The sequence below is a fragment of the Nitrosopumilus zosterae genome, assembly GCF_025998175.1.
Taxonomy (GTDB): Archaea; Thermoproteota; Nitrososphaeria; order Nitrososphaerales; family Nitrosopumilaceae; genus Nitrosopumilus; species Nitrosopumilus zosterae.
Window position 1 is genome coordinate 340,270 of record NZ_AP026695.1, and the last position, 21,514, is coordinate 361,783.

Sequence of the window (21,514 nt, forward strand, 5' to 3'; positions counted from 1 at the left end):
TATACTCATCGATGATGGTAGCGTCCCGCTCTGGAATAATGGTGGCGTTGATAGTTGCAATGGTTGCAATATCTGCAATTTTCTTTGTGTTTCCTGAGGGAATCAACGCACAAAAAGAAGAGAAAACCTTTGTTACTCACACTGGAGGCGTGGTTAAAACAAGCGGCGAAGTTTTAGATCCTGTATATCAAATATCTGAAGTTGAATTCGATCCTGACAAATATCTCAGAGAGTTCAATTATGGTCGCGTTTCCCTAGAAAATGGTCAGACAGTACGGGAATTTACAATAATAGCTGATGATGATAAAGTACAAGAAATTTCCCCAGGTGTATTTTACAATGTTTGGACGTTTAATGGAACCGTTCCAGGTCCCACAATCAGGGCAACAGAAGGGGATCTGTTAAGAATTAATTTCATCAATAATGGTGACAAAGAACATACTATGCACTTTCACGGTGAGCATCCTGCAGAAATGGATGGGGTTTTTGAGATTGTAGGGGGCAATGGCGGACAATTTACTTATGAGTTTGAGGCAGGACCTGCAGGTGTTCATCCTTATCACTGTCATGTTATGCCTCTTGAAGAACATATTGCACATGGTTTGTACGGAGTTTTCATTGTAGATCCAAAGGAAGGAAGACCGCCAGCCGATGAAATGGTTATGGTTCTAAATGGATTTGACACTGACTTTGATACTGAAAATAATTTCTATGCTGCAAACTCTATTCCGTTTTATTATCAACATCATCCAATACAAATCAACAAAGATGAACTAGTTAGAGTTTATGTTGTTAATATGGTGGAGTTTGATCCAATTAATAATTTACATTTACACGGCAACTTGTATCAATACTACCCAACAGGAACTGATGTTATTCCATCTACGTTTACAGACATGATTACTCTGTCACAAACAGAGAGGGGAATAATGGAATTCAAGTATCAATATACTGGCAAATATCTATTTCATGCACACAAAGTGGAGTTTTCAGAAAAAGGATGGGTTGGAGTATTTCTAGTAAAAGATGATGGGACAAAGTAGATGAAATAGACTATGGAACTTGATGAGAAAAAATCACATGCAAAAGTAATAGCCAGCGGGATTATCCCGTTTGCTTTTATCATCTTGATGATGGCATACATTTTTGGTCCAGGCTCAGATTTGCTTGATTTGGGGATTCCTTTGCCTGAAATTACCATTGAAAAAGTGGATTTTGTTGACTCTGAAATTCAAGCAACTGTGCGGAATACTGGTCCAATTCCAGTTGAAGTTGCCATGGCTGATGTAAATGACAGGATCCAACCTGCAGCTGTAGAGCCAGACAGATTCTTGGAACGATATGAAGTAGTGTTAGTTAGAATTCCTTTTGAATGGAATGAGGCAGAACCATATATCATTGGGATTACAGTGGAGGATGGAACTAGGTTTGAAAAAAAGATAGACGCTGCTGCTCCTGCTTTAGAACCGACTGTTGAACTCGCAGTGTTTTTTGCAATAATTGGAACTTATGTTGGAATTATTCCTGTAATGATTGGTTTGTTGTGGCTTCCATTTATAAAAAAAATTAAGAAGAGCAAATATCATTTCTTTTTGGCATTGACTGCGGGACTGTTGTTGTTTTTGGGAATTGATTCTATTGAAGAAGCAATACAGGTATCTGATGAAAGCCTTGCAGACAGTTTTAATGGCACATTGCTTGTTGCCACAATTACTGTTCTTTCATTTCTTGGGTTATACTATACAGGTGAAAAGTTGGTAAAAAGATCTGAAACCTCTAGACTTACAAAACCCGTAGCGATTGCATTGATGATTGCAATAGGAATTGGGTTGCACAACTTTGGAGAGGGGTTGGCCATTGGGGCTGCCGTAGGTCTTGGGTCTATTGCGTTTAGTACATTTTTGATAGTAGGGTTTGCATTGCACAACACTACCGAAGGAATTGCAATTGCCTCACCAATGTCTAGGGAGAAAACGGTAATCTGGAAACTTGCAGCTATGGGGATGATTGCAGGATCTCCTGCAATTTTTGGTGCATGGGTTGGAGGTTTCGTGTATTCTCCATTTTCCTCGGTGATATTTCTTTCAATAGGGGCAGGCGCAATATTTCAAGTAATTATAACAATCTTGAAATGGATAAGAGTAGAGGGCGACAAGAATCTCTCAAGTGCTGCAGTGGCATCAGGCTTTGCTATAGGAATGCTGATAATGTATGCTACTAGTATTCTTGTTTGACATTGGCGAAATAACCTGATTGACTCCGCGCTTCCAACCTATACTCCTAAATGAAGACTAGAATTAGTTTTTCAATCTTTTGGAATGTTTTTTTAATCTGCCTTTATTTTCCTATACACTGTAGGGTTTGAATTTGCCTATCTTAAATCTAAATCAAAATAGCTGCTTTATTTCAAATCCCAAATGCATGTATCGTGATTAAATATGTGAGTGCTGTTTTCAATTTTTTTGACCGGTGCAAATCCGCCAGGAGTACAAAACTCTACATATGGACTTAGGCCGGAACTTTGACTTTCTTCTGGGACGCTGCAGCCGGCAGCTTTGGCTTTTCCAATCTCCCTGTTTTCTGAAGACCAATATCTGTTTGAAGAATCTTTTTGTAGAATTTCAGGACAAGACATTTTTTTGATCTCTTCCCTTTCTAGTTCGGCATTGGGAAAAATCGTGTTTATTTTATAATCTAACGCAAAAGAAAATATGGCAACTACTATCACCATGCATACAATTGGGATAATCCAAAAATGGAGAGAATTCTCTTCCATGTTTGTAAATAGGGTTAACACTATTTAATCGCTTTATTATTTTGCATCTAGATCTCTACTGCATTAATGAATAGACTACTTTATGACTATCATATTTGGAAACAGAAAACCAGATAGTCTGAAATAATTGGGATTCTGCATGATTTTCTCAAATACTGTATTTGGATTTTTATTATTTTCCTAGCTGGCAAAAATATTGCGCACACAGTCACTGCAAAATGTGCTATCAGAAATCCTGTGCATTTTGAACCACTAATCTTAAATGTTCAAACATCTTTGTATGAGTATGGATTCAAAAATTGCACTGTTTTCTGTACTTGTACTAGCTGCAATATTTGCAATGGCACTTCCAATGGATTCTGTCTATGCTCAGACTGGAGATGCATCTACTGATGGTGAGGACGGGGAACACGAGGGAAAATCTTGTCCATCTAAAGATAAAAAGACCGCATTCATTGACAGTGGTTTGAATTTATAATTTTCAATCTCAATCCCAAAATGTTGTATGAAATGTGGCATTGAACCTAGTTCTGCAAAGCAATCGATACTTTGTTAAATTATATCTTAGACTGACAAATACCCATTTTATCTTTCATTTACTGACTATTCTCGATGTACAAGGTCTATCAGGTTATCAAAAAATTTGATTCAAGAAAAGATCATGGATTTTCAATGCGTCCACAATATGCTAGATGTCTTGAAGTAATGAACACAGGTGAGAAGATAAACGCCAAGGAATTTGCAAAAGAACATCGCGGAGAATTTGTTATAAGAAGAAATACTCTTGAATCTAACTTGGCAGATACTCACATTGCTTTTGAACCGAATGCAAACACAAATGTATTGTATTTGAATCCATTTCAAAACACAAAGCCTATGAATTAGGTGGTTGTTACTGTAGAAACTGCGACTATTATTTTAAAGAAAAATTTCTTCGCTGTCCTTGTTGCAATACACGTGTACGTTATTCAACTCGAACCAATAAACGCAGAATAGAGTCTGAGGTAATTCGATTATGAATGTAGATGAAATAAGAGTAAAAGGTTCGAAGTACTTATGAATTGCATAATTTTATCGTGAGTAATTGAAAACTAGAACAAAAATTCCAATTATTATAATCGCATCTATGGTATTGTTATTTTTATTATATTTTTTTTATAATGCGCCAATTATATGCGATGATGTGATTTTTCAATTGAACTTATGTGGAGATCATCTGGAAGAAAAATATGTTCCATTACCAATTATACAACACTTTATGCAACTTTATCCTGAGACAACGGGTTTGGGATATTCCACTGGAATGTATCAGGTACAAAAAGTATTTGCTGATGCCATGCTGGCTGAGAAAATTTTTGTCCGTCTTGAAATTGATTTGCGTGATTCTTCTATCATATACAGCTGTTCAAATCACAACAAAGGAGACGATTTTCTTGTATCATACATTACAAATCCTACCGTGAATGATCTTGATAGCAATAATTGTCGTACACTAAATAATCTAATTCTAGAGAAATAAGAAAATGAAAGCTAGGCTTTTGATTCTTGCAATGGTTGTATTTTGGACTACATTTGATTCCTCTTTTGCAGAATCCCAAGAGTTTACAGTAGCTGAGGTCAAATGGGTAAAATCTTCTCATTCTTCTGATGGCTTTGCTTCAATTCAAGTAATAGAGCCGGACATGAACTTGTCTCCAAATGATATTGAAAAATTCAAGATTCACATTTGGTCTGATTCTGATCCAAATGGAATAACTCCAGATGTATATGAGACAAGCAAAGATTCAGGAGTATTTGCAAGCAACATCTACTTTTCTCCAAATTCTTCTACTGGACAAAGAATTCATGTACTTGAAGAAGATCTTGTAATTGCTTCATATGAAGACCAGACACTCCCTATTTCATACACTGATGAAAAACTAGAGGTTTTTGATTCCATGATAATTCGTAAAACATTGGCCAATCCTGATGAGAATCAGGGTTTTTTCAGAATTGATGACCCTACGTTTGTCAGACAAAATCTGCAGACAGGGGAAACACTGGGAGACGCATCAAGTATATTTGGATGGTTTGTTTTAGCAATGTCTTTGTTTATAGTATTTGCATATATTACAATGAAAATAAAGATGAGAATTAAAAAATGAAAACTAGATTTTTGATGTTTATTGGAATGATTGTAATTTCTGCAGGATTTCTTAATACTGTCCAAGGTTTTTCAGATGACGGTTTTGATACTGGACGGTTTAGCGATTTTCATTATGGGGAAAAATTCTACCAATACCAGTATCAGCCGTTTGGTGCGTTGGTAGGTGACTCATCTAGCAGATGTCATTTCACATCAGACTTTATTCTAAGTGAAAATTCCCTTTCAGAATCAGGACATGCAAAATACAAATTTCCAAATGATATGATCTGGCCTGGAGGATACGAGAGCAGTACATTTTTCATCATAAACTCTCCATCTTTTAACTTTCCAGCAGACAACAATTTTGAGAAAATAATTCCAAGCCAAGCCAAAGACGGCAGTGTGATTTTAGAGTTTGATCTAGTACCGGGACTCAATACATTCCTTGCAAATTCTACTGCTTTTTGGGACTCTCAAAGATCACAGATGATTGATTGTCCAAATCCTTTTGATTTTGAAAAACAAGATGCCAAATATTATGACTTTGTATATCCACTTAAAGTTCAGCAGAATCGTGCAATGACATTTGATCTTGATAAAAATGATTTTTTGTGCAAATCAGAATTTGTTTTAATTCAAAAATATGATGATTCTCCTGCTTGTGTAAATAAGCAAACCGCTGTAAAATTAACAAACAAAGAACAAAGATCTGGATGGAATGCAAGTGAACAATTATGGAAATATCTGTCAAGTAAGATGAATGAGCTTTATTCAGATAACAACTGTCCAAAATATTGCCTCATTTTAGATGAAAAATATGCAGTAGATAACGTGGGACAAACTTTGGGTAAAACAATAGGGCTACCAAAATTTTTACCTGATGCCTATGAATATTTTCAATTCCATCATCATGAAACATATTCTGTGATTCAAATTTCCCCAGTGCCTATTTCTTTGAATACTTCATGGAATGATTTTTACTGGCAAGACAATGGAATATTTCTCAGGTTCTCCGAAACTCCTGTGACCGTTGATGCTAATGCATCTGTTGAGCATTGGGCAAAAAACCACAATGCTAAAAAAATATCTCTTGATTCTGGAGAATTGATTTATCTAAAGAAAAGAGAACTTGGTTTTAATGAACAGATTGGTGGCATTTATCCGACATTGTCAGAAGCACAATTTGTACGCGATGGCTTAGTCATATCTGTTGCAGGTTATGTGTCTGATGAAAACATGGAAAATATAGTAAGATCTTTTTACACAAAATAAGAGATTGTTTTATTCAACTTGGTGCTCAAGATCTGAAATGATTTTATGTTAAATCAAATCACTAATGTATGGGCCATATTTTTTGATATCAAATGCTCGAAAATGACAATGGTAGTTTTCTGAAAAAAAACTATCCTTTGGTTTTGATTGCAGTCGGATTTTTCCTTGTGTTATTTCCTTTCAATTTGTTTGGAACTGATAAACTAGGTCCAATCTCACTTGTCCTGTATAGTTTGTTTGCAGTATTGATAATGGGTTTTGTATTGTACTACAAACAAAGAAGCAAATATTCTGCCAAAACAAGGAAAATTGTCAAATTAACAGCTCTTGCAATACCTTTGTTCTTTGTTGCATCTGTTATCTTTGGGGTTGCATTGGGTATTGGCAATATACTCTATGTATCATCACTGGAGCCTACCAAGAATTTAGACAGAGATTTGTTTGAAAAAGAAATTCTTGATTGGACAAATACTCACAGAAATCAATATGGCGTGGGTAGTGTTGTCTTGGATCCTACATTGAATGATCTTGCTGAAATACGTAGTACCAATTTGTCAGTGGCATATCCTGCATACATAGAGGCATATTCTGACATTGACATCAATGTGATTGCAGAAAGAGAGGAAATAGAATGCATAGTGAATGGAACATCTGTTCCTATCCATGATTATACAATACTTGTTCCATCCAAATCATATTCTGAAATGGAAAAAGTTGTTGATCTTATAATGACATACATGGTTGATGACGAGGGGTATGGAAATATTATTTTTGGATCAAACATTACAAAAACTGGAATTGATACTTTTGTAGTAGGCGGTGACTTGTTCGTGGTCCAGAATTTCTGCTAATGTATGATGGTATTGTGGAATGGAAAATGAAAACTAATTATGATACAGTAATCAAATTTTCATAAAATGTCTTTTGATGAAATCTGTCCAATATGCAACAAACCCTCTGATCAACACAATTCTGATCAAAGAAGCAAATGCAACATAGAATTGGTAAAAAATGGACTGATGAGACACTGTGGTCTTTGTGGATTGACAAAGCCCGCTCAAGGTCTTATTGATAGATGTGGAAAATGCAGGGAAAAATACTCTTTTTCAAATTCTTAGTATTGCACAATTTCATTACCCTCATAGCCAGTATCTAAAAGAAAAAGTCAATATTTCCTAGCCTAAATTATAGTTCAAAAAGCTAACCTGCCCATCAAAATAATTACCCATAACTTTTTAAGACAATTTTTTCTTGATAGATAATCATGAGTTCAGAAGCTGAAACCATCTATGAACGAGTTGCAAAACTTGAAGATGAGATTGCATTACTTAGAAGCGAAGTGGATATTCTCAAAAAGGCATTTAGAAATAAAATTGCCCGTCATGAAATATCTATGATTAAGAAAGGCAATGATATAGATTCCATCATTGATTAATTTTTTGATTTTATACTTCTAATTAATTCCAAAACAAAATCTACATCTTCTGCATTTGGATTGATTTCTAAATATTTGTTCAAATATTTCAATGCAGTATCCGGGTTAAGTAATCTTTCCTCCAAAATCCCTTTATCTCTAATGTCTTCTGCCGATTCCGGTTCAATTGCTAATACCATGTTGACACATCGCAACGCCTTGTCGTAAACAAACGATTGAACATATGAATTTTTTAAATTACGAGTCATTCTAACAAGAATCTGTTCTGGTTTTACCTCGTCCAGGTATTCCGGTTGAAATTCTAATTCCCCTCCAAAGTTTACATCCAATATTTCTTGCAAGTCATCTACGTCTACAAGGCGACCGTCATAGAATGGATCTAGAATCATCTCCTCGTTGTATTTTACCAATACATGTCCCGGAAAACCAACTATCTTAAGATCCAACCCTACAAACTTTGCAACTTCGGCATAAAGAATTGATAGTGTTATTGGAATTCCTGATTTTTTATCTATCACTTCATTTAGAAAATTATTTTTTGGGTTATAGTAATCATCATCATCTCCACTAAATCCTAAATTTTCAAAGAGATGCTCATTTAACATCGAAATCAAGTATGTAGGGTTCTTCACATCATTAATTGATTCTTTTAGAGACATGCCAATGCGGTTGATCTTCTCAATGTATTCGTCTACATTTAGTTCGGGGTATTCTAGAATCTGTGCAAATTTTAGACATTTTTCTACCAAGTTAAAATTTGGATTTTTTACAAATGCAAACCATTCTGCAACTAATGGATCAAATCTTTCTTCCAATTGAATTAACTCAGTTTTTTGAGGTATAGCTGCGGATCTTTTAGCTCTCTTGTGTTTGGCGGTAGTTCCATCATTTTTTTAAAAGTATTCCTGCCTAACTTTTCGTAAATAGTTTTTGTAAAATCTTTTCCCATGCTCTTTCTTACCTGGTATGATGAAAAATCTGTTCCCATAAATGTCGTAAGATAATTCTGAAAATCCTGATCTTCTTTTAGGATGTTCTCGATGGCAAACCCTGCCATGCCTTCCATAGTGGTGAATGCTGCGTGGTGTTGCTGAATTGGCACCAACCACCTCTTGTAGATGTCTAAAAGATGGGGAATTGATTCATCAATCTTTGGATCTATTTCCACATGTGTAAATGTCATGACATCTGGTCCAATTTGCTCAATTAAGAAATGATCTGGATTCAAAAAGAAAAACAAATTTGCTTTTTTGGCAAATGGAAAATCATCAGGTACTGCTTGCAATTGACAATATTCTGAAAGTTTGTTTATGGTTTCAGTATCCAGCGATAAAATTATTTTGGCCAATTCCTCATTAATTTTGTTTACCTCCATTGCGGCATTCTTGTTTATTTGGTGCAGATTTCCTTGTGCTGAGTGAATTAATTCCTCAAGTACCGTCATTTTTACTGCACCAAGATAACCAGAATTCACGTTTTCAAATCTTGATTCGTATGGTTCTCCCTGTTTATGAAGAATGATCTGAGGGTATCTTGATAAAATGAATTTGTTAAGATAAATGATTGAGTCGAGATAATCCCCGTACGTGGTTGTGATTTTTGAAATGTATTGAATTGCGTATGTGGAATACACCAAGTATTTTGCAGTGTTTTCCTTCATCAGCTCTGCAATTGTCTTAAGATCTTCTCTTGCAACTGCATTGAATAACTTTTTCACAAACTCCTTTGATTCAGAATCTGCAAACACTTTGTCCCCCTTTAACCTCTTCAAATCTTCTAATTCGGGAAATTTTAACTGGAGATTATCTGCAAGTTTAATCCCTAGAAAATCTTCCACTTTCCCTTTGAATGAGGGGAATATTTCTTTTGCAATCTCTTCTAGCTCTCTGAATTGCACTTTTCCTGCAATGTCTTCTCTTGCTCTTGCTGCAAGTTGCATGATCTCTTTTTCCTCATTGATCTCGACTGATAATTGGCCAAATAGTGCCTCTGCAAACTCTTCAAATTCTCCCAATTTGCATAAAATCGGAAAATACTACATTTAACATTATCTTGTAATTTGCATCAAAGAAATTATTAGTTCACAATCCTTTGGCATATCATAGATGCTAGAACACACTCCTGAATTTTTAAGATGTGTAGGATGTGGTTCTAAACTTGAACTCGATACCTTGCAAATGAAAAAAGAAATTGAAGAAGGAATTTTAAAATGCAAGAAATGTGTTCTGGCATTCCCAATTATTGAGAAAATTCCTATCTTGTGGAATGATTTTCCCAAATACCTTTCTCATCGTAAAGTCCTGGGCGGCCAACTCTATCAATTGTCAAAAACTGAAAAAATGAAAAGTTTTCTGAAATCGTCTTTATCCAAAACTGTTCATGTTGATGATAGGACTGCAATAGATGAGAGATGGTCGAAAATTTACCAAAATAGCATGCATTCAAAATTCTACTCTTTGATCATACGTCATCTTGATTCTCTGCCAAAACCAAATCTAGTGTTGGAGCATGGGTGCTCAATCGGGATTGTGACTTCGTCACTGGCTGATTCAAGCAATACTGTGTTTGGAATAGATAGATCCTTTAGCGCACTAAGGTTTGCAAAAAAAACTTTCAAACATAACCTTGATTATGTTGTTGCCGATTCTTTGTCTCCTGTATTTGGAAAATTACAATTTGATATGGTGATTGCGCTAAACCTTTTGGAATTGGTGGAGCCTTTAGAATTATTAAAGCACGTATCAAAACAAATCACTTTTGGATATTTTGTAATCTCTGATCCATATGATTTTGACAGGGGCGTCAACTCTGTTAAAAAATCCCTTGATGAATTCACACTACGTGCAAATTTGGAAAAATTCGGGTTCAAAATTCATGCAAACACAAAAAATCCTTCCTACCTTCCATGGAATTTAAAACTCAATTCACGTGCTATCTTAAACTATAAGGTAGATTTGGTAATTGGCAAAAAATGAATTTCGCTAAATCAAATCCCTTGAAATTCATCACTTGCAACCACGGTAACGATTTTGATCTTTCCTAATGGGATTAGATCCTGTCTCTTGTCATAGTATAGGTACTCTCCTTCTTTGTCGGGATAGATTGTGATTGTATCTTGTTGTCCTGGTTTCAGAAGATCAGTCTGAACATTAAATCCTTCAATGTAAAGCCTGTGATTTGTTGTACCGTTATTAATCACAGTTAGTACGTATGCAAATGATGTACGTGACAGTAATGTGGGATTGATGTCTCCTGCGACTCCTTTTATTCCTCTGATCTGTGCCTTTCCATCAATGTCTTCAAAAACTACAGTATGTTCCACTTTTTCTTGCCAGAAGATTGTCACGTGCCTTACATTTCCTTGTCCGATAAAACCTATAATTACTGCCAGTGCAATCATTCCTCCTACTAGAGCCACGATAATCAAAATTTTATCATTTGACTTCAACATGCTAAGGTCTTGCATTCTCTCCTTAAAGAAATTAATGTTAATTCGCAACAAAAAAATCGTGTATTGATGACGCGATGTGTAAATCAGTTAATTTAAGAATGAGACAAGCATTGTTTTTCTATCTTGGTTCATTATTTCATCAGTCAAATAAAACGCGTTCAAAACAGATCTCCTAAATGCGTCAATTGTGGTGGATTGGATCTTAAAGATGATGCCGTACTAGCTACAATTGGTCCTTCTGAAACAAATGCCGACTATGTGCCATCAGTTCTATGCCTTTCTTGTGAAACATTGATGATTATCACTACTCATTCAGAATTAGTTGTTGGAATACATCACACAGTTGGAAATCAAGTGACCATGCGTAATTCTTAAAGTTGCAGTCGTCTCTATTTCAAGTTAATTCGTGTCGCTATTTTTAAAATTAAAAGAACAACAATGAAATACTGAAATGATATGTATGATACATGGCGTCAATAATTGTCATTCCAGTTATCTTGGTTGCGATAATAGGGTTGTCTGGATATCTTGTTTATCGATTTTTGATTTATGATTTGTATTGCAAAAGATCTGTTAATCAGACACTTTTGAAATACAATATTAAAAAAACTCCGTCTCAAATTATTAAAGAATATTACCATAGTAAGGGGGAATCAATTTCTCATAAGGAGATTCAGATCCTTGAAAAAAATTACAGACAAAATGAACCTGAGCAATTTCTAGCAATGTATGATGCACTAAGGAATCAATCAAAAGACCCTTAATTTTCTAAATTGCTTATGGTTTAATTGGAATTTGGATGAATGGGGTTCCGCCTTCTCCAACTACCAGTGGTAATTTACCATCCCATGCTTGTGTCTTTAACCAATCTAGGTAATTTGGATTCTCAGCTAATGCTCTATTGATGATTGCTATGGCTTCGGCCTCTCCCTTTGCTTCGGCAATGTTTGCATTTGCAAGTCCTATGGCGTTGGCTTCTCTTTGCTTTGCCTCTACTTCGATTCTTCTAAGATCATTTTCTGCTCTGAGCGCATTTTGTTCTGCCTCGACTTTTGATTCAATAGCTTGTGCAAATAATGGTGAAAACTCAAAATCCGTAATTGAAATCACTTCAGTTACGACTTCAAACTGATTTAGTCTTTCAGTAATTGCTGCCTCAATATCTTGTTTGACTAGCGGTCTTTTTGTAATTAATTCTTCGGCATTGTACTTTGCAGTTACTTGTTTTACTGTTTCCTCTATAGCTGGCTGAATTACTCTGTTTTCGTAATCAAGACCTATATCCTTGTACAGTCTATGCACTGCTTCTCTATTTGGGTGATAGTTTACAGTTACTGTTGTTTCCACTGTTTGCAGATCTCTTGATGCACTTCTAGCATCACTTGCATATTTTAAAGTACGAACTTCAATGTTAACTACTTCGTCTTGAAATGGAACCACAAAATGCAATCCTTCTTCAAGTGGTGGCTGTGTTAGATCAACTGCATTCCAGTGTAACAGAACTCCTCTGTGACCTGAATCTACTATTTTCACAGAAGCTGATATCACTACTCCGATAATTATAAGAAGAATAATTCCTACTGCAACTCCTCTTGCAGCACTCATATTCACATTAACTTTAGGTGATTGATATCTTGACAATGATATTCATGTTTTTCTCTTACTATTATATCAATACCAATGAAAAAATATTTTGGTATCAGAATTCTACTCAACAAATTTATGACATCATGTTGTTGTGAAAATAATGGCAGATCCTAATTTTTCGTGGATTTATTTGGTAATTTTCTTGGCAATTCCGTTATCGAGAATAATTCCTCGCCTATTGTCCAAAAAAGGAATTAGATTTAATCCCTCTAAAACAATTCAAGAAAGACAATTTACTCCAAATTCTGACAGTTATTTTCAAAAATCCTCTATGGACTCTCCTAAACCCGAAATAGTTCCGTCAAAGCCTCAATCAAAATCCATGCTTGTTTTGGGAGAATTGAACCGGGGGACAAAATATTTTGAAAATATTCAAAAAAACACTGGCCTTGATAACCAAGAATTAGAATCGATTCTGGAAGATCTAGAAAATAATGGCCTGATGAAAGTGCATCAAAAACAGGGGTTATTTGGTCTCAAAACCGAGTTACTTCCCACGGATAAGGGCTTTAAAGAATACTATTCCTAGAAATCTGCATTCATTGTCGGTTTAAATTAGCGACAAGTTGTAACTCTACATGATTCACAATGGTGGAAAGATAGGTGAATTTGTATGGTAAGTTCAAATCAAAACTCTAGCTGCATGAGATGTGGAAAAAACTCCATGTTAACTGATGACACTACTGGTGAACAATTTTGCTCAAAGTGCGGTTATGTGGTTTCAGAAAAAACCCAGGAATCAGGCCCTGAATGGAGATCTTTCCAAAAAGATGGTGGTGCTGATCCTGCAAGAACTGGCGCTCCATCATCATTACTGATGCATGATATGGGACTGTCCACCGTTATCAACCCATTAAACAAGGATGCTTCTGGAAAACCACTTTCTACCTCGATGAAAAGTACCATTGAGCGTCTTAGAACTTGGGATAACCGAAGTCAGGTTCATGAGCCGGTAGACCGAAACTTGCGACAGGCTCTTGGTGAGTTAACTAGACTGAAAGACAAGATTGCAATTTCTGCAAATGTTCTTGAGAAAGCAGCTTACATTTACAGAAAAGCTTTGGAGAAAAAACTTGTACGCGGTAGATCTATTTCTGCGATGATTGCTGCGTCTCTTTATGCTGCTTGCAGAGATACTGCTACACCTAGAACCCTCAAAGATGTTGCAGATGCTGCAAATGTAAAACGAAAAGATATTGCACGATGTTATAGATTGTTACATTACGAATTGGAATTAAAGATGCCTGTAGTTGATTCAGTTCAATGTATTGCAAGGATTTCAAGCAAACTCGATATTACAGAAAAAACAAAGCGATATGCAATTAAGGTATTAAAAGAAGCTCAGGAGCGTGAAGAGTCAGCTGGAAAAGATCCTATGGGTCTTGCAGCTTCCGCATTATACTTGTCCTGTGTTCATAACGGTGCGTCTGTAACTCAAAGAGATATTGCAGAAGCTGCAGGTGTTACTGAAGTCACAATACGTAACAGATACAAGGGATTGAAAGCTAGCCATTCGTAATTATTTTAAAAACAGAGCCAGAATCAAGTGTCACTTTTGAGACTGTAAATCAAAATTTTTTTAATTTAATTTTGTAAACTCATACTTTTACCAGAGTTTTTTGTGATTTGTTCTGTGGATTTGTCCAAACATCCGGTTCCGTCTTTTTCCCTTTTTCCATAATGAATGCTTCTGCATTTGCATTTATTTGCGTCAATGTCTTTTTTGTAATCTCCAAGTCTTTTTTAGATATTTTGTCTAGTCCAATGTCTCGCATCTTCGCTATGCAATCTATTATGGGATCTACTGTTTTCTTGGCTTTTTTTGTTAAAAAAATCAGGTTGTTTCTCCTGTCTTTGGGATCTGACTGTCGTGTAAGGTATCCTTCCTTTTCCAATCTGTCTATTATTGGGACAAGCGTTGGTGCTTCTACGAACATCATGTCTGCAAGCTGCTTTTGCGTGATTCCTTCCTTAATTGAGAGTCCGGTAATCACTTTCCACTTTCCACCAGTGAGGCCAAAACGCTCAGTTAGTTCAATGTCTGTTGCTCTCTCCCATGCCTTGGCAGATCTTTTCATCATTAGGCCTATGCTGTCTTTTAGATCTAGTGTCTTCATTTATTTCCGTACCACGTTTACCAGATTAATCAAAGCTATATTAGTTAATATGTTATTCATTTAAATCCTAATCATTAGTATCCTAATCTTTATTATCCACAATGTCATAACCCTGAATGATGAATCCCTGTTTCAGAGATACACTGAGACAACATATGGTAGTTAACCCTCGGTTTCTAATTTTAACAATATTTACAGTCTCCATGACCATTTTATTTGCTGGAGACTACGCTTATGCACAACAATCCAACATAAGCGAGCAAACCATACTATCTGAAGATCTAAAAAACGATCCCATGGCACAGGATCTCCTAAAAAAGATAGAGCAGACCAAGAAAATGATCGAAGATCTGCAGCAAACCGAGTATGAGCAAAACCAAGCTCGAGAAAACCTTGAAAGGGCACGAGTTCTATCTCTGGAACGTCTGAACCAAGATCTAAAAATGTGGGATAGACTTTGGGAACAACATTCTTCAAGAAATGCATTTGATAGCTTTGTGAGCAAGAAACCAGATCACGTTCAGGGAGTGTTTTGGGATCAGTTTGAGTTCAAGGAGCAAAAGGTCAAAGCCGGAAGATCTGCGATGAACCAAATTCTGGCAAATGGAGGAACTATGCAATCTGCAAAGGATGCTTACAACATGGCAGCATCCACGCAGCGAATCGAACTAATCGAGGTAAACGCTCAATTTAATGTAAAGCACAATCTTGCAGATTACAACGAACAGCAACTCTTCAACTCTACAGGCCAAATCCACTTTTCTCCTTATGCTGAATCTAAACTGTCTGAGTTTTACTCAGATCACAAACTGCAACCAAACTACATCTTAGCAAACCCCGATGACGCCAGCATATCTGCACAACGGAGCTCAACCGGTAATGATGTTACTCAATGTAATGAAGGATATGTTTTGGTATCTCGTATAACCTCCGAATACAAGACCTGTGTTGATGAGGCTACTGCTGAGAATTGGGTAAGCAATAATGTTCCAGGCATTATTATCTACAATCATGATATGGGTGAGATTTCATCTGATGTAAAAACAAATCCTGCAACTGATTGTGGAGAAGGATACCAGGTAGTCTATCGCCTAGCACAGTCAGAATATCAATGTGTTTCAGACTATGCTGCAAAACAGATGCTATCTGATAATACGGCAGAGATTCATACGCTAATAGAATACATCTACAACAAGGACAAACAAAAGATAACTGCAGACACCATTTATGAAATAAACCAGAAAATTCTCAAGATAACCAAAGACCATTCTGCTGCAAAGAAAAGCTTAGAATCAAAATACCAAGAAATGCTTGAAAATGAAGAGACGCTTACAAAACAAGAAATCAGGCAAGTCATAATCGAATACAAAAACGGTCATGGCCTCACACGAGAGGATCTGAGCAAATCCATCTCAGAACTAAATGATGCAAATAATGCCGTTAAAGAGAAAATAATTGAGCAAAGAGATGCTGCCTTACTCAAACTTGAATCTGAGCAAAAAAGCAAGGTGCTAGATGCGGTGAAGGGCTATGAGAAAAATCCTGACATTAATGTAGACTGGAACGATTATCTGGATGAGACCTCAACTGCAAAGGAATCCGAATCCAAACAAACTGTTGGTGCGACAACATCCCAAGTATCACATGAGCCCCCTAACAACGACTTTCTTTTTGATAATAAAGTTATACGCATAGACAACGTCGACCTAGTAAATTCGTTTGGCCAGAAGTTAAGCAATATTGAATCCAATCAGATTTTGCAGGTTGTGGCAGACATTACAAACCCCAGTGATATCAAGCAGGACTTTGTGTATATGCTTGACATAAAAGACAGCAAAGACAATCCAATCCGACCCACTACGTGGGTAACTGGTACACTGACAGCAGAACAGACCTTTAATGTAGGTCTTTCATGGATTCCAGAAGAATCTGGTGAGTTTACCGCAACAATTTCCACTGGAAACAGCATGGAATCGGTTTCACACGTTGCAGATATTGGAATAGTAATAAGTTAGAATGCCATTCCTTTGGAACTGTATCACTGTAATTGACTCTCAACAATACTATTTTACAACGTTCAATTTTGAATAAAATCAGTTTGTTTTAAAAACAAAAAAATTAACTCTAGATCGATATTATTTTCAACACGATACTTAATCCGTCAACCCCTTGCTGGTCTTTTGTGGAATGCAAGAAGGGGTTTGTTCATAATTTTGCGTATTTCTTGATTTTAGACACGCGGCGATGCATCAATTGCGGTCTTGACGAAAAAAACATTTCATAAACAAACCTGTTTTGTTTATGAAGTATTTTAAAAATTAGTTACCCGTTACTAAATCCCAGATAAAACCTAAGAATTCTTTTATCATGGAATCATATTTTTAAAAATATAGTTAATTTCAGATCTTAAAATTCATTGACAAATATTGTGCAATATTTCAATCAAAGAATTATAATTTCGTCTCAAATAACCTAATGATCCATGATAGGATTGTGTTCTAAATGTTACTCCTCTGGAGTTTCACTTGTATTAGATAATGATACCTTTGAGGCAGTATGCGACAAGTGCAGGAAATAAACTAGTTTTATTTTGGCAGTCAGGTCTCTCTTGGTCGCTCATAGTCTTTTTTTATTATTAATTCATCAAATCCTTCTCCCATTACTGGTGTCTCAAGCTCGTTAAGTTGTTTATAAATTGCAGATAGTGGAAAGGGATCTCGTCTACTTTTTTGTCTTTTTTCTAACAACCCTCTTGAAGTGTTCATAAAAACTCCTCTTACCTTGGCATTGTATTTCTTGGCAAGATCTATGTGCCTTTTTCGTATGTCTTCTGTAAGATTTGTGTCATCTATGACTATGCTTTTTCCTCGGTTGAGGCATTCTTCAATATATTCAAGTTCTTTTTTTCTATTGTTATCAAAAAATGATAAAGAAATTCGTTTATGATCAAAATTGGCTTTGATGTAAGTAGTCTTCCCACTTAGTGCAACACCGATCATCAAAACATATTCTATTTGTGACACGTCATTTTTGGTATAAAGTGTGCTTTAAAAAGAGATTTTCAATTAAAAACCTAGTTTGTTTATTTGAATCAAACTTGATTTCTTAATCTTGTGCGATTAATCCAATTCATGAAGCCTAAGGTGATCATAATCGATGATGATATGGAAAGCGCAGAAATCCTGTCTGATCTTCTTAGTCTTCGTTCAATCGAAGTATTGGGAATGGGATATGATGGGCAAGACGCAGTCAAACTGTACCAAAAATATTCTCCTGATGTTGTTATAATGGACTATTGGATGCCTGATTTTGATGGCCTGTATGGGCTCGAAAATATTCGAAATCTGGACTCTAATGCCAAAGTGATAATTTTGACAGGAAGTCCAGACAATGAATGTAACGATGACTTGTTTGAACTAAAACCCTCTGCTATAATTCAAAAACCATTTGATACCAACAAACTAGTTGAATTGATTGATAAAATTTCCTTAGGCGACATTATACAATTGGATAACAAATCAAAATAAACTTGTTTGATAAACTGTTCTTTGAACTGTATGGTGTGTGAAAATACAGATCTGTTATATTTGTAAAACTTGTATTGATATCATGAGCATACACTGTGAATGTGGGATTTGTGGGCATTGTGCTGAAAAAGAATGCATCGCAAAAGAATGTGAATGTTGTACAAATTTTCACATGCGTTCGGGATAAATCCACTAAAATTCCCATTTTTGATATTTGCATAAAGCCTCGTGCTTAACATTAGTCAAGTCAATGATTAAACAAAAATTGATCTGATGTAAACAATAAATTTTTCATATATTCATTAATGGTAATTTACTCGAAAAAACATTCATGAAATTTTGTTCTAATTGTGATACCAAGCTTTCACAAAATTTTGAAGATGTTGGAGGACCCTGGGTTTGCCCAAAGTGTAATCCTGAAAGAGTAGTTCCAAAAAGACCAACTTATGGGATGAATTACTCTGGAATAACCAAATCTTGCTCCAAAGGATGTGGCGCACAAATCTATTGGGATGATCAATTCAAATCTGATAGTGGAAAATTCATTCCAATTGATACGCGAACAGATGAGCCCCACATATGTGATGATCCTGCTGAATCAGAATATTTTCCAGATGAAATAAAAAAATATGCTCAGCCTAAAGAGCCAAAACCAGAGTCAAAAATTACATTACCTGCAGAAATTTTATTTGATGTTAAAAAAATCCCGCAATCTCTTGTTGATGAAGACAGGATTATTCGTGAGATAGTTCAGGGCCATAAAGAAGAATCGTTGGCAATTATTCATTATGAGAAAATGTTCTCACCGGAACCTGAAAAGATTCCTGTTCAAAGTCTCAAGGATGTATTATCTGAAAATATTCTAAAAGGAATTGAAAAATACGGATTTTCTGGATTACTTCCATTCCAGGAAGAGTCAATACGCTCAATCTTAAACGGAAATAATTCGATAATTTCTGCGCCTACTGGTTCTGGAAAGACTGAGGCCTTTTGTATTCCGATTTTACAAAAGATTTCCCAAGAGGAACAGCCTGGCGTATTTGCATTATTTGTGTATCCTCTTAACGCTCTGATTGATGATCAGGTCTCAAAGATATCCCAGCTAATTGATAGATGTGGGTTGAAAAACAAAGTTGCCGCTTATTCAATTCATGGTGGTCAGAGCTCCGACTACAAAGACATGATAATTTCCGATGCCAGTAAAAAATCATTGATCATTGCTACAAACTTTGATTTTATCAATTATCATTTGATATTACAAGACAAAAAATGGAATGAATTATTCAAAAATGCCAGAATAATTGTAATGGACGAAGCTCATTCTTACACTAGCTTTCATGGATCAAATGTGTATCACGTCCTAAACAGAATGAAGCGATACATGGATGATGTTCAATTCGTTGGTTCTTCAGCTACTCTGGATAATTCAAAAGAATTCTTTTCAAGCATGTTTGATTTGCCTGAAGATTCGTTTTCGTACATCAAAAGCAAGATTCGAAGAAAACACGACATGCACATGTTTTTCATAATGCCTAGAAAATATGGACAGCGAACTACCATGGAGATGCTAGCATCAATATGCTACAAGAACAAATCTACTCAGCTAATCTTTAGTAATTCTCATAATGATTCGGAATTTCTAGCATCAAATGTGGAGGTTGCAAATGATGGAATTAGAATTCAAATACATAGGGGGGGCCTTGATCAAAATAACAGAAAGTTATACGAATCTCAAATGAAAGCAGGAGAACTAGATGCATTATCGTGTACGCCTACATTGGAGCTTGGAATAGACATTGGTCATGTGGATGTAGTGATATCTGCATTCAAAAACGAGTATGATTCTTTTGTTCAGAGAATTGGGCGTGCTGGACGTATGGGACAAAAATCCTATGCAATATGCGTTTTTGATCCTGATGATGCGGCATGCCACTACTTTGCACGCCACATTGATGATTATCTGTCACAAGACCATGTAATTCCAATAAACAAGAAAAACCCAATCATTTCTGACAAGCATCTGGAATCAATAGAAATTGAAAAGGCGGCAGCAACTGAATCTGATAAATCCCAATTCTTTGATTTTGCAAACAGCATCAATTTACGTGGTACATCAGGCGAGATTGCAATTTACTTTAACTCTAAAAAGATAGGGACACGTGGCATTCCTGTTGGATATTACCAGTTGCATCAAAACGCCATCTATCATTTTAACAAGCAAAATTACGAGGTCACATCTCTGATAAAGTCCCAAAATGGCGCAAGGGCGTATCTGAAGAGATCATATGAAAAACAAAAAAGGACCATTCCAATAGTCAGAACAACCATACTTGAGACGTCAGAAAGGAATGCAACGCATCGAGATATTACCATAAAGTCTAAGACCCTCTCATTACGTTATGGCATAATTGAGCTAAGTAGAACCATCACTGGATATGTAAAAGGAAATTATAATGAATCATCAGAAAACTTTGAAACCCACAATGGGACCAGCATTTCATCCTGGAGGAATTTTAACTGGAAATCAAGACATTCCTCAGTAAGCATTGCAATCCCTCCAGAATTTATTCTAAAATCAAACCCTGAATCAAAAAGTCAAATCGCATCTGACTCTAGACTTCATACAATAACTCATGTGTTTATCAACGCTGCAAAAATTATCACAAAATCTGAATCAAACGATATCGATGCATATTATGAAAATGGGATGATTTACCTCTATGATAATTCCTCAGATGGATTCAACGGATGTAGTAAAATTATCTATGATGATTTTGAAAAAATTCTCAATACATGTTACTCATTATTGTGTGACTGTGATTGTCCTGCGGATCCTAACCAGAAAAAGCTAGTTCAACAAGGGGATAATTGGGGCGGGTGTCCAAAATGTACATTTACAACTAATTACTGTGTAACTAAAAACAAGGAACTATCAAAAAAAGACGCAAAAGATTTCTTTCAATTTTTTCACTAAAGTCTGATCTGGATATCAAAATTGTGCGGTTTTTATTTTAATAGATTGCAAAAGATCTTGCGATGATACATAGTACAATTGCTGGAATCTCTAAAAAGAGAACAGTAACATGCAAAAATCAGTTGAACAAACATCTAGTCTACAATCCCTTGAAGACTTGTATTAAAACCATCAGTATGATTTAATCTAA

24 protein-coding genes and 1 pseudogene are annotated in these 21,514 nt (G+C 35.8%); 18 read left to right on the forward strand and 7 right to left on the reverse strand.

What is annotated here, in order from left to right:
- Positions 1–59: 59 nt before the first annotated feature.
- Positions 60–1,066 (forward strand): annotated as a pseudogene (locus OO712_RS02050) (multicopper oxidase domain-containing protein).
- Positions 1,056–2,234 (forward strand): ZIP family metal transporter, encoded by a 1,179-nt coding sequence (locus tag OO712_RS02055; RefSeq protein ID WP_109876863.1) that lies wholly within the window; start codon positions 1,056–1,058, stop codon positions 2,232–2,234. The pseudogene OO712_RS02050 and the gene OO712_RS02055 overlap by 11 nt, the downstream one beginning before the upstream one ends.
- Before the next feature lie 167 nt (positions 2,235–2,401).
- Here the strand turns inward: OO712_RS02055 and OO712_RS02060 are convergent, their stop codons facing one another.
- Positions 2,402–2,776 carry a hypothetical protein gene (locus tag OO712_RS02060; protein ID WP_200829062.1) on the reverse strand — a complete coding sequence of 125 codons (375 nt, stop codon included), beginning with the start codon at positions 2,774–2,776 and terminating at the stop codon, positions 2,402–2,404.
- A 286-nt stretch (positions 2,777–3,062) separates the two neighbouring features.
- On the opposite strand from OO712_RS02060, the gene OO712_RS02065 reads away from it, so the two are divergent.
- From OO712_RS02065 to OO712_RS02100, 8 genes are all read left to right on the forward strand, one after another.
- Complete coding sequence (locus OO712_RS02065; RefSeq protein WP_225866861.1) at positions 3,063–3,254, forward strand: hypothetical protein; 192 nt, start codon at positions 3,063–3,065, stop codon at positions 3,252–3,254.
- Positions 3,255–3,388: 134 nt separating this feature from the next.
- A complete protein-coding gene (locus OO712_RS02070) occupies positions 3,389–3,661 on the forward strand; it encodes a hypothetical protein (RefSeq protein ID WP_109876862.1) in 273 nt (90 codons plus the stop codon).
- A 310-nt stretch (positions 3,662–3,971) separates the two neighbouring features.
- On the forward strand, positions 3,972–4,295 hold the full coding sequence (locus tag OO712_RS02075; RefSeq protein WP_146195996.1) for a hypothetical protein: 324 nt from the start codon (positions 3,972–3,974) through the stop codon (positions 4,293–4,295).
- Positions 4,296–4,299: 4 nt separating this feature from the next.
- Positions 4,300–4,920, forward strand: a complete 621-nt coding sequence (locus OO712_RS02080) for a hypothetical protein (RefSeq protein ID WP_146195995.1) — start codon at positions 4,300–4,302, stop codon at positions 4,918–4,920.
- A complete protein-coding gene (locus OO712_RS02085; RefSeq protein WP_109876859.1) occupies positions 4,917–6,173 on the forward strand; it encodes a WING-49 domain-containing protein in 1,257 nt (418 codons plus the stop codon). Before OO712_RS02080 ends, OO712_RS02085 begins: the two co-directional genes overlap by 4 nt.
- 92 nt (positions 6,174–6,265) lie before the next feature.
- Positions 6,266–7,024: a CAP domain-containing protein gene (locus tag OO712_RS02090; RefSeq protein WP_109876858.1), complete on the forward strand. Its 759-nt coding sequence runs from the start codon at positions 6,266–6,268 to the stop codon at positions 7,022–7,024.
- A 66-nt stretch (positions 7,025–7,090) separates the two neighbouring features.
- On the forward strand, positions 7,091–7,291 hold the full coding sequence (locus OO712_RS02095; protein WP_200829061.1) for a hypothetical protein: 201 nt from the start codon (positions 7,091–7,093) through the stop codon (positions 7,289–7,291).
- Positions 7,292–7,437: 146 nt separating this feature from the next.
- Positions 7,438–7,608 (forward strand): hypothetical protein, encoded by a 171-nt coding sequence (locus OO712_RS02100; RefSeq protein ID WP_179371267.1) that lies wholly within the window; start codon positions 7,438–7,440, stop codon positions 7,606–7,608.
- Here OO712_RS02100 and OO712_RS02105 read toward each other — a convergent pair.
- Together OO712_RS02105 and OO712_RS02110 are read right to left on the reverse strand one after the other, a co-directional pair.
- The gene (locus OO712_RS02105) at positions 7,605–8,423 is read right to left on the reverse strand and encodes a SirB1 family protein (protein ID WP_109876857.1); all 819 of its coding nucleotides are present in this window, start codon (positions 8,421–8,423) and stop codon (positions 7,605–7,607) included. The two genes, OO712_RS02100 and OO712_RS02105, sit on opposite strands and share 4 nt — an antisense overlap.
- 5 nt (positions 8,424–8,428) lie before the next feature.
- On the reverse strand, positions 8,429–9,622 hold the full coding sequence (locus tag OO712_RS02110) for a hypothetical protein (RefSeq protein ID WP_109876856.1): 1,194 nt from the start codon (positions 9,620–9,622) through the stop codon (positions 8,429–8,431).
- Positions 9,623–9,713: 91 nt separating this feature from the next.
- On the opposite strand from OO712_RS02110, the gene OO712_RS02115 reads away from it, so the two are divergent.
- A complete protein-coding gene (locus tag OO712_RS02115) occupies positions 9,714–10,583 on the forward strand; it encodes a methyltransferase domain-containing protein (RefSeq protein ID WP_109876855.1) in 870 nt (289 codons plus the stop codon).
- Between the two features lie 11 nt (positions 10,584–10,594).
- On the opposite strand, the gene OO712_RS02120 is transcribed toward OO712_RS02115, so the two are convergent.
- Positions 10,595–11,059, reverse strand: a complete 465-nt coding sequence (locus tag OO712_RS02120; RefSeq protein WP_225866860.1) for a cupredoxin domain-containing protein — start codon at positions 11,057–11,059, stop codon at positions 10,595–10,597.
- Between the two features lie 195 nt (positions 11,060–11,254).
- Between OO712_RS02120 and OO712_RS02125 the strand changes: the two genes are divergently transcribed.
- On the forward strand, positions 11,255–11,434 hold the full coding sequence (locus tag OO712_RS02125; RefSeq protein ID WP_225866859.1) for a hypothetical protein: 180 nt from the start codon (positions 11,255–11,257) through the stop codon (positions 11,432–11,434).
- Between the two features lie 92 nt (positions 11,435–11,526).
- Entirely contained in the window at positions 11,527–11,823 is a 297-nt protein-coding gene (locus OO712_RS02130; RefSeq protein ID WP_109876853.1) for a hypothetical protein, read from the forward strand.
- Between the two features lie 13 nt (positions 11,824–11,836).
- Here OO712_RS02130 and OO712_RS02135 read toward each other — a convergent pair whose 3' ends face one another.
- The gene (locus OO712_RS02135; protein WP_109876852.1) at positions 11,837–12,700 is read right to left on the reverse strand and encodes a prohibitin family protein; all 864 of its coding nucleotides are present in this window, start codon (positions 12,698–12,700) and stop codon (positions 11,837–11,839) included.
- A gap of 106 nt (positions 12,701–12,806) precedes the next feature.
- Here OO712_RS02135 and OO712_RS02140 point away from each other — a divergent pair, with 106 nt between their 5' ends.
- Positions 12,807–13,235: a hypothetical protein gene (locus OO712_RS02140; protein WP_109876851.1), complete on the forward strand. Its 429-nt coding sequence runs from the start codon at positions 12,807–12,809 to the stop codon at positions 13,233–13,235.
- 84 nt (positions 13,236–13,319) lie between these two features.
- Positions 13,320–14,225: a transcription initiation factor IIB gene (locus tag OO712_RS02145; protein ID WP_109876850.1), complete on the forward strand. Its 906-nt coding sequence runs from the start codon at positions 13,320–13,322 to the stop codon at positions 14,223–14,225.
- 79 nt (positions 14,226–14,304) lie between these two features.
- On the opposite strand, the gene OO712_RS02150 is transcribed toward OO712_RS02145, so the two are convergent.
- Complete coding sequence (locus OO712_RS02150) at positions 14,305–14,823, reverse strand: MarR family winged helix-turn-helix transcriptional regulator (RefSeq protein ID WP_109876849.1); 519 nt, start codon at positions 14,821–14,823, stop codon at positions 14,305–14,307.
- Positions 14,824–14,978: 155 nt separating this feature from the next.
- Here OO712_RS02150 and OO712_RS02155 point away from each other — a divergent pair, with 155 nt between their 5' ends.
- Positions 14,979–16,838: a hypothetical protein gene (locus OO712_RS02155; protein WP_146195994.1), complete on the forward strand. Its 1,860-nt coding sequence runs from the start codon at positions 14,979–14,981 to the stop codon at positions 16,836–16,838.
- A gap of 582 nt (positions 16,839–17,420) precedes the next feature.
- Here the strand turns inward: OO712_RS02155 and OO712_RS02160 are convergent.
- Entirely contained in the window at positions 17,421–17,822 is a 402-nt protein-coding gene (locus OO712_RS02160) for an AAA family ATPase (protein WP_109876847.1), read from the reverse strand.
- Between the two features lie 132 nt (positions 17,823–17,954).
- Between OO712_RS02160 and OO712_RS02165 the strand changes: the two genes are divergently transcribed.
- Positions 17,955–18,350 carry a response regulator gene (locus OO712_RS02165; RefSeq protein WP_109876846.1) on the forward strand — a complete coding sequence of 132 codons (396 nt, stop codon included), beginning with the start codon at positions 17,955–17,957 and terminating at the stop codon, positions 18,348–18,350.
- 331 nt (positions 18,351–18,681) lie between these two features.
- Complete coding sequence (locus OO712_RS02170; RefSeq protein WP_200829060.1) at positions 18,682–21,324, forward strand: DEAD/DEAH box helicase; 2,643 nt, start codon at positions 18,682–18,684, stop codon at positions 21,322–21,324.
- The last annotated feature ends 190 nt before the right edge of the window (positions 21,325–21,514 follow it).

What these genes read in the sequence shown, in the direction of transcription:
- OO712_RS02120 (WP_225866860.1), bottom strand. Translation starts at nt 11,059, where the DNA reads ATGTTGAAGTCAAATGATAAAATTTTGATTATCGTGGCTCTAGTAGGA.
- OO712_RS02130 (WP_109876853.1), top strand. Translation starts at nt 11,527, where the DNA reads ATGGCGTCAATAATTGTCATTCCAGTTATCTTGGTTGCGATAATAGGG.
- OO712_RS02165 (WP_109876846.1), top strand. Translation starts at nt 17,955, where the DNA reads ATGAAGCCTAAGGTGATCATAATCGATGATGATATGGAAAGCGCAGAA.
- OO712_RS02085 (WP_109876859.1), top strand. Translation starts at nt 4,917, where the DNA reads ATGAAAACTAGATTTTTGATGTTTATTGGAATGATTGTAATTTCTGCA.
- OO712_RS02150 (WP_109876849.1), bottom strand. Translation starts at nt 14,823, where the DNA reads ATGAAGACACTAGATCTAAAAGACAGCATAGGCCTAATGATGAAAAGA.
- OO712_RS02100 (WP_179371267.1), top strand. Translation starts at nt 7,438, where the DNA reads ATGAGTTCAGAAGCTGAAACCATCTATGAACGAGTTGCAAAACTTGAA.
- OO712_RS02095 (WP_200829061.1), top strand. Translation starts at nt 7,091, where the DNA reads ATGTCTTTTGATGAAATCTGTCCAATATGCAACAAACCCTCTGATCAA.
- OO712_RS02170 (WP_200829060.1), top strand. Translation starts at nt 18,682, where the DNA reads ATGAAATTTTGTTCTAATTGTGATACCAAGCTTTCACAAAATTTTGAA.
- OO712_RS02155 (WP_146195994.1), top strand. Translation starts at nt 14,979, where the DNA reads ATGGTAGTTAACCCTCGGTTTCTAATTTTAACAATATTTACAGTCTCC.
- OO712_RS02065 (WP_225866861.1), top strand. Translation starts at nt 3,063, where the DNA reads ATGGATTCAAAAATTGCACTGTTTTCTGTACTTGTACTAGCTGCAATA.
- OO712_RS02115 (WP_109876855.1), top strand. Translation starts at nt 9,714, where the DNA reads ATGCTAGAACACACTCCTGAATTTTTAAGATGTGTAGGATGTGGTTCT.
- OO712_RS02145 (WP_109876850.1), top strand. Translation starts at nt 13,320, where the DNA reads ATGGTAAGTTCAAATCAAAACTCTAGCTGCATGAGATGTGGAAAAAAC.
- OO712_RS02140 (WP_109876851.1), top strand. Translation starts at nt 12,807, where the DNA reads ATGGCAGATCCTAATTTTTCGTGGATTTATTTGGTAATTTTCTTGGCA.
- OO712_RS02160 (WP_109876847.1), bottom strand. Translation starts at nt 17,822, where the DNA reads ATGATCGGTGTTGCACTAAGTGGGAAGACTACTTACATCAAAGCCAAT.
- OO712_RS02060 (WP_200829062.1), bottom strand. Translation starts at nt 2,776, where the DNA reads ATGGAAGAGAATTCTCTCCATTTTTGGATTATCCCAATTGTATGCATG.
- OO712_RS02055 (WP_109876863.1), top strand. Translation starts at nt 1,056, where the DNA reads ATGGAACTTGATGAGAAAAAATCACATGCAAAAGTAATAGCCAGCGGG.
- OO712_RS02070 (WP_109876862.1), top strand. Translation starts at nt 3,389, where the DNA reads ATGTACAAGGTCTATCAGGTTATCAAAAAATTTGATTCAAGAAAAGAT.
- OO712_RS02080 (WP_146195995.1), top strand. Translation starts at nt 4,300, where the DNA reads ATGAAAGCTAGGCTTTTGATTCTTGCAATGGTTGTATTTTGGACTACA.
- OO712_RS02090 (WP_109876858.1), top strand. Translation starts at nt 6,266, where the DNA reads ATGCTCGAAAATGACAATGGTAGTTTTCTGAAAAAAAACTATCCTTTG.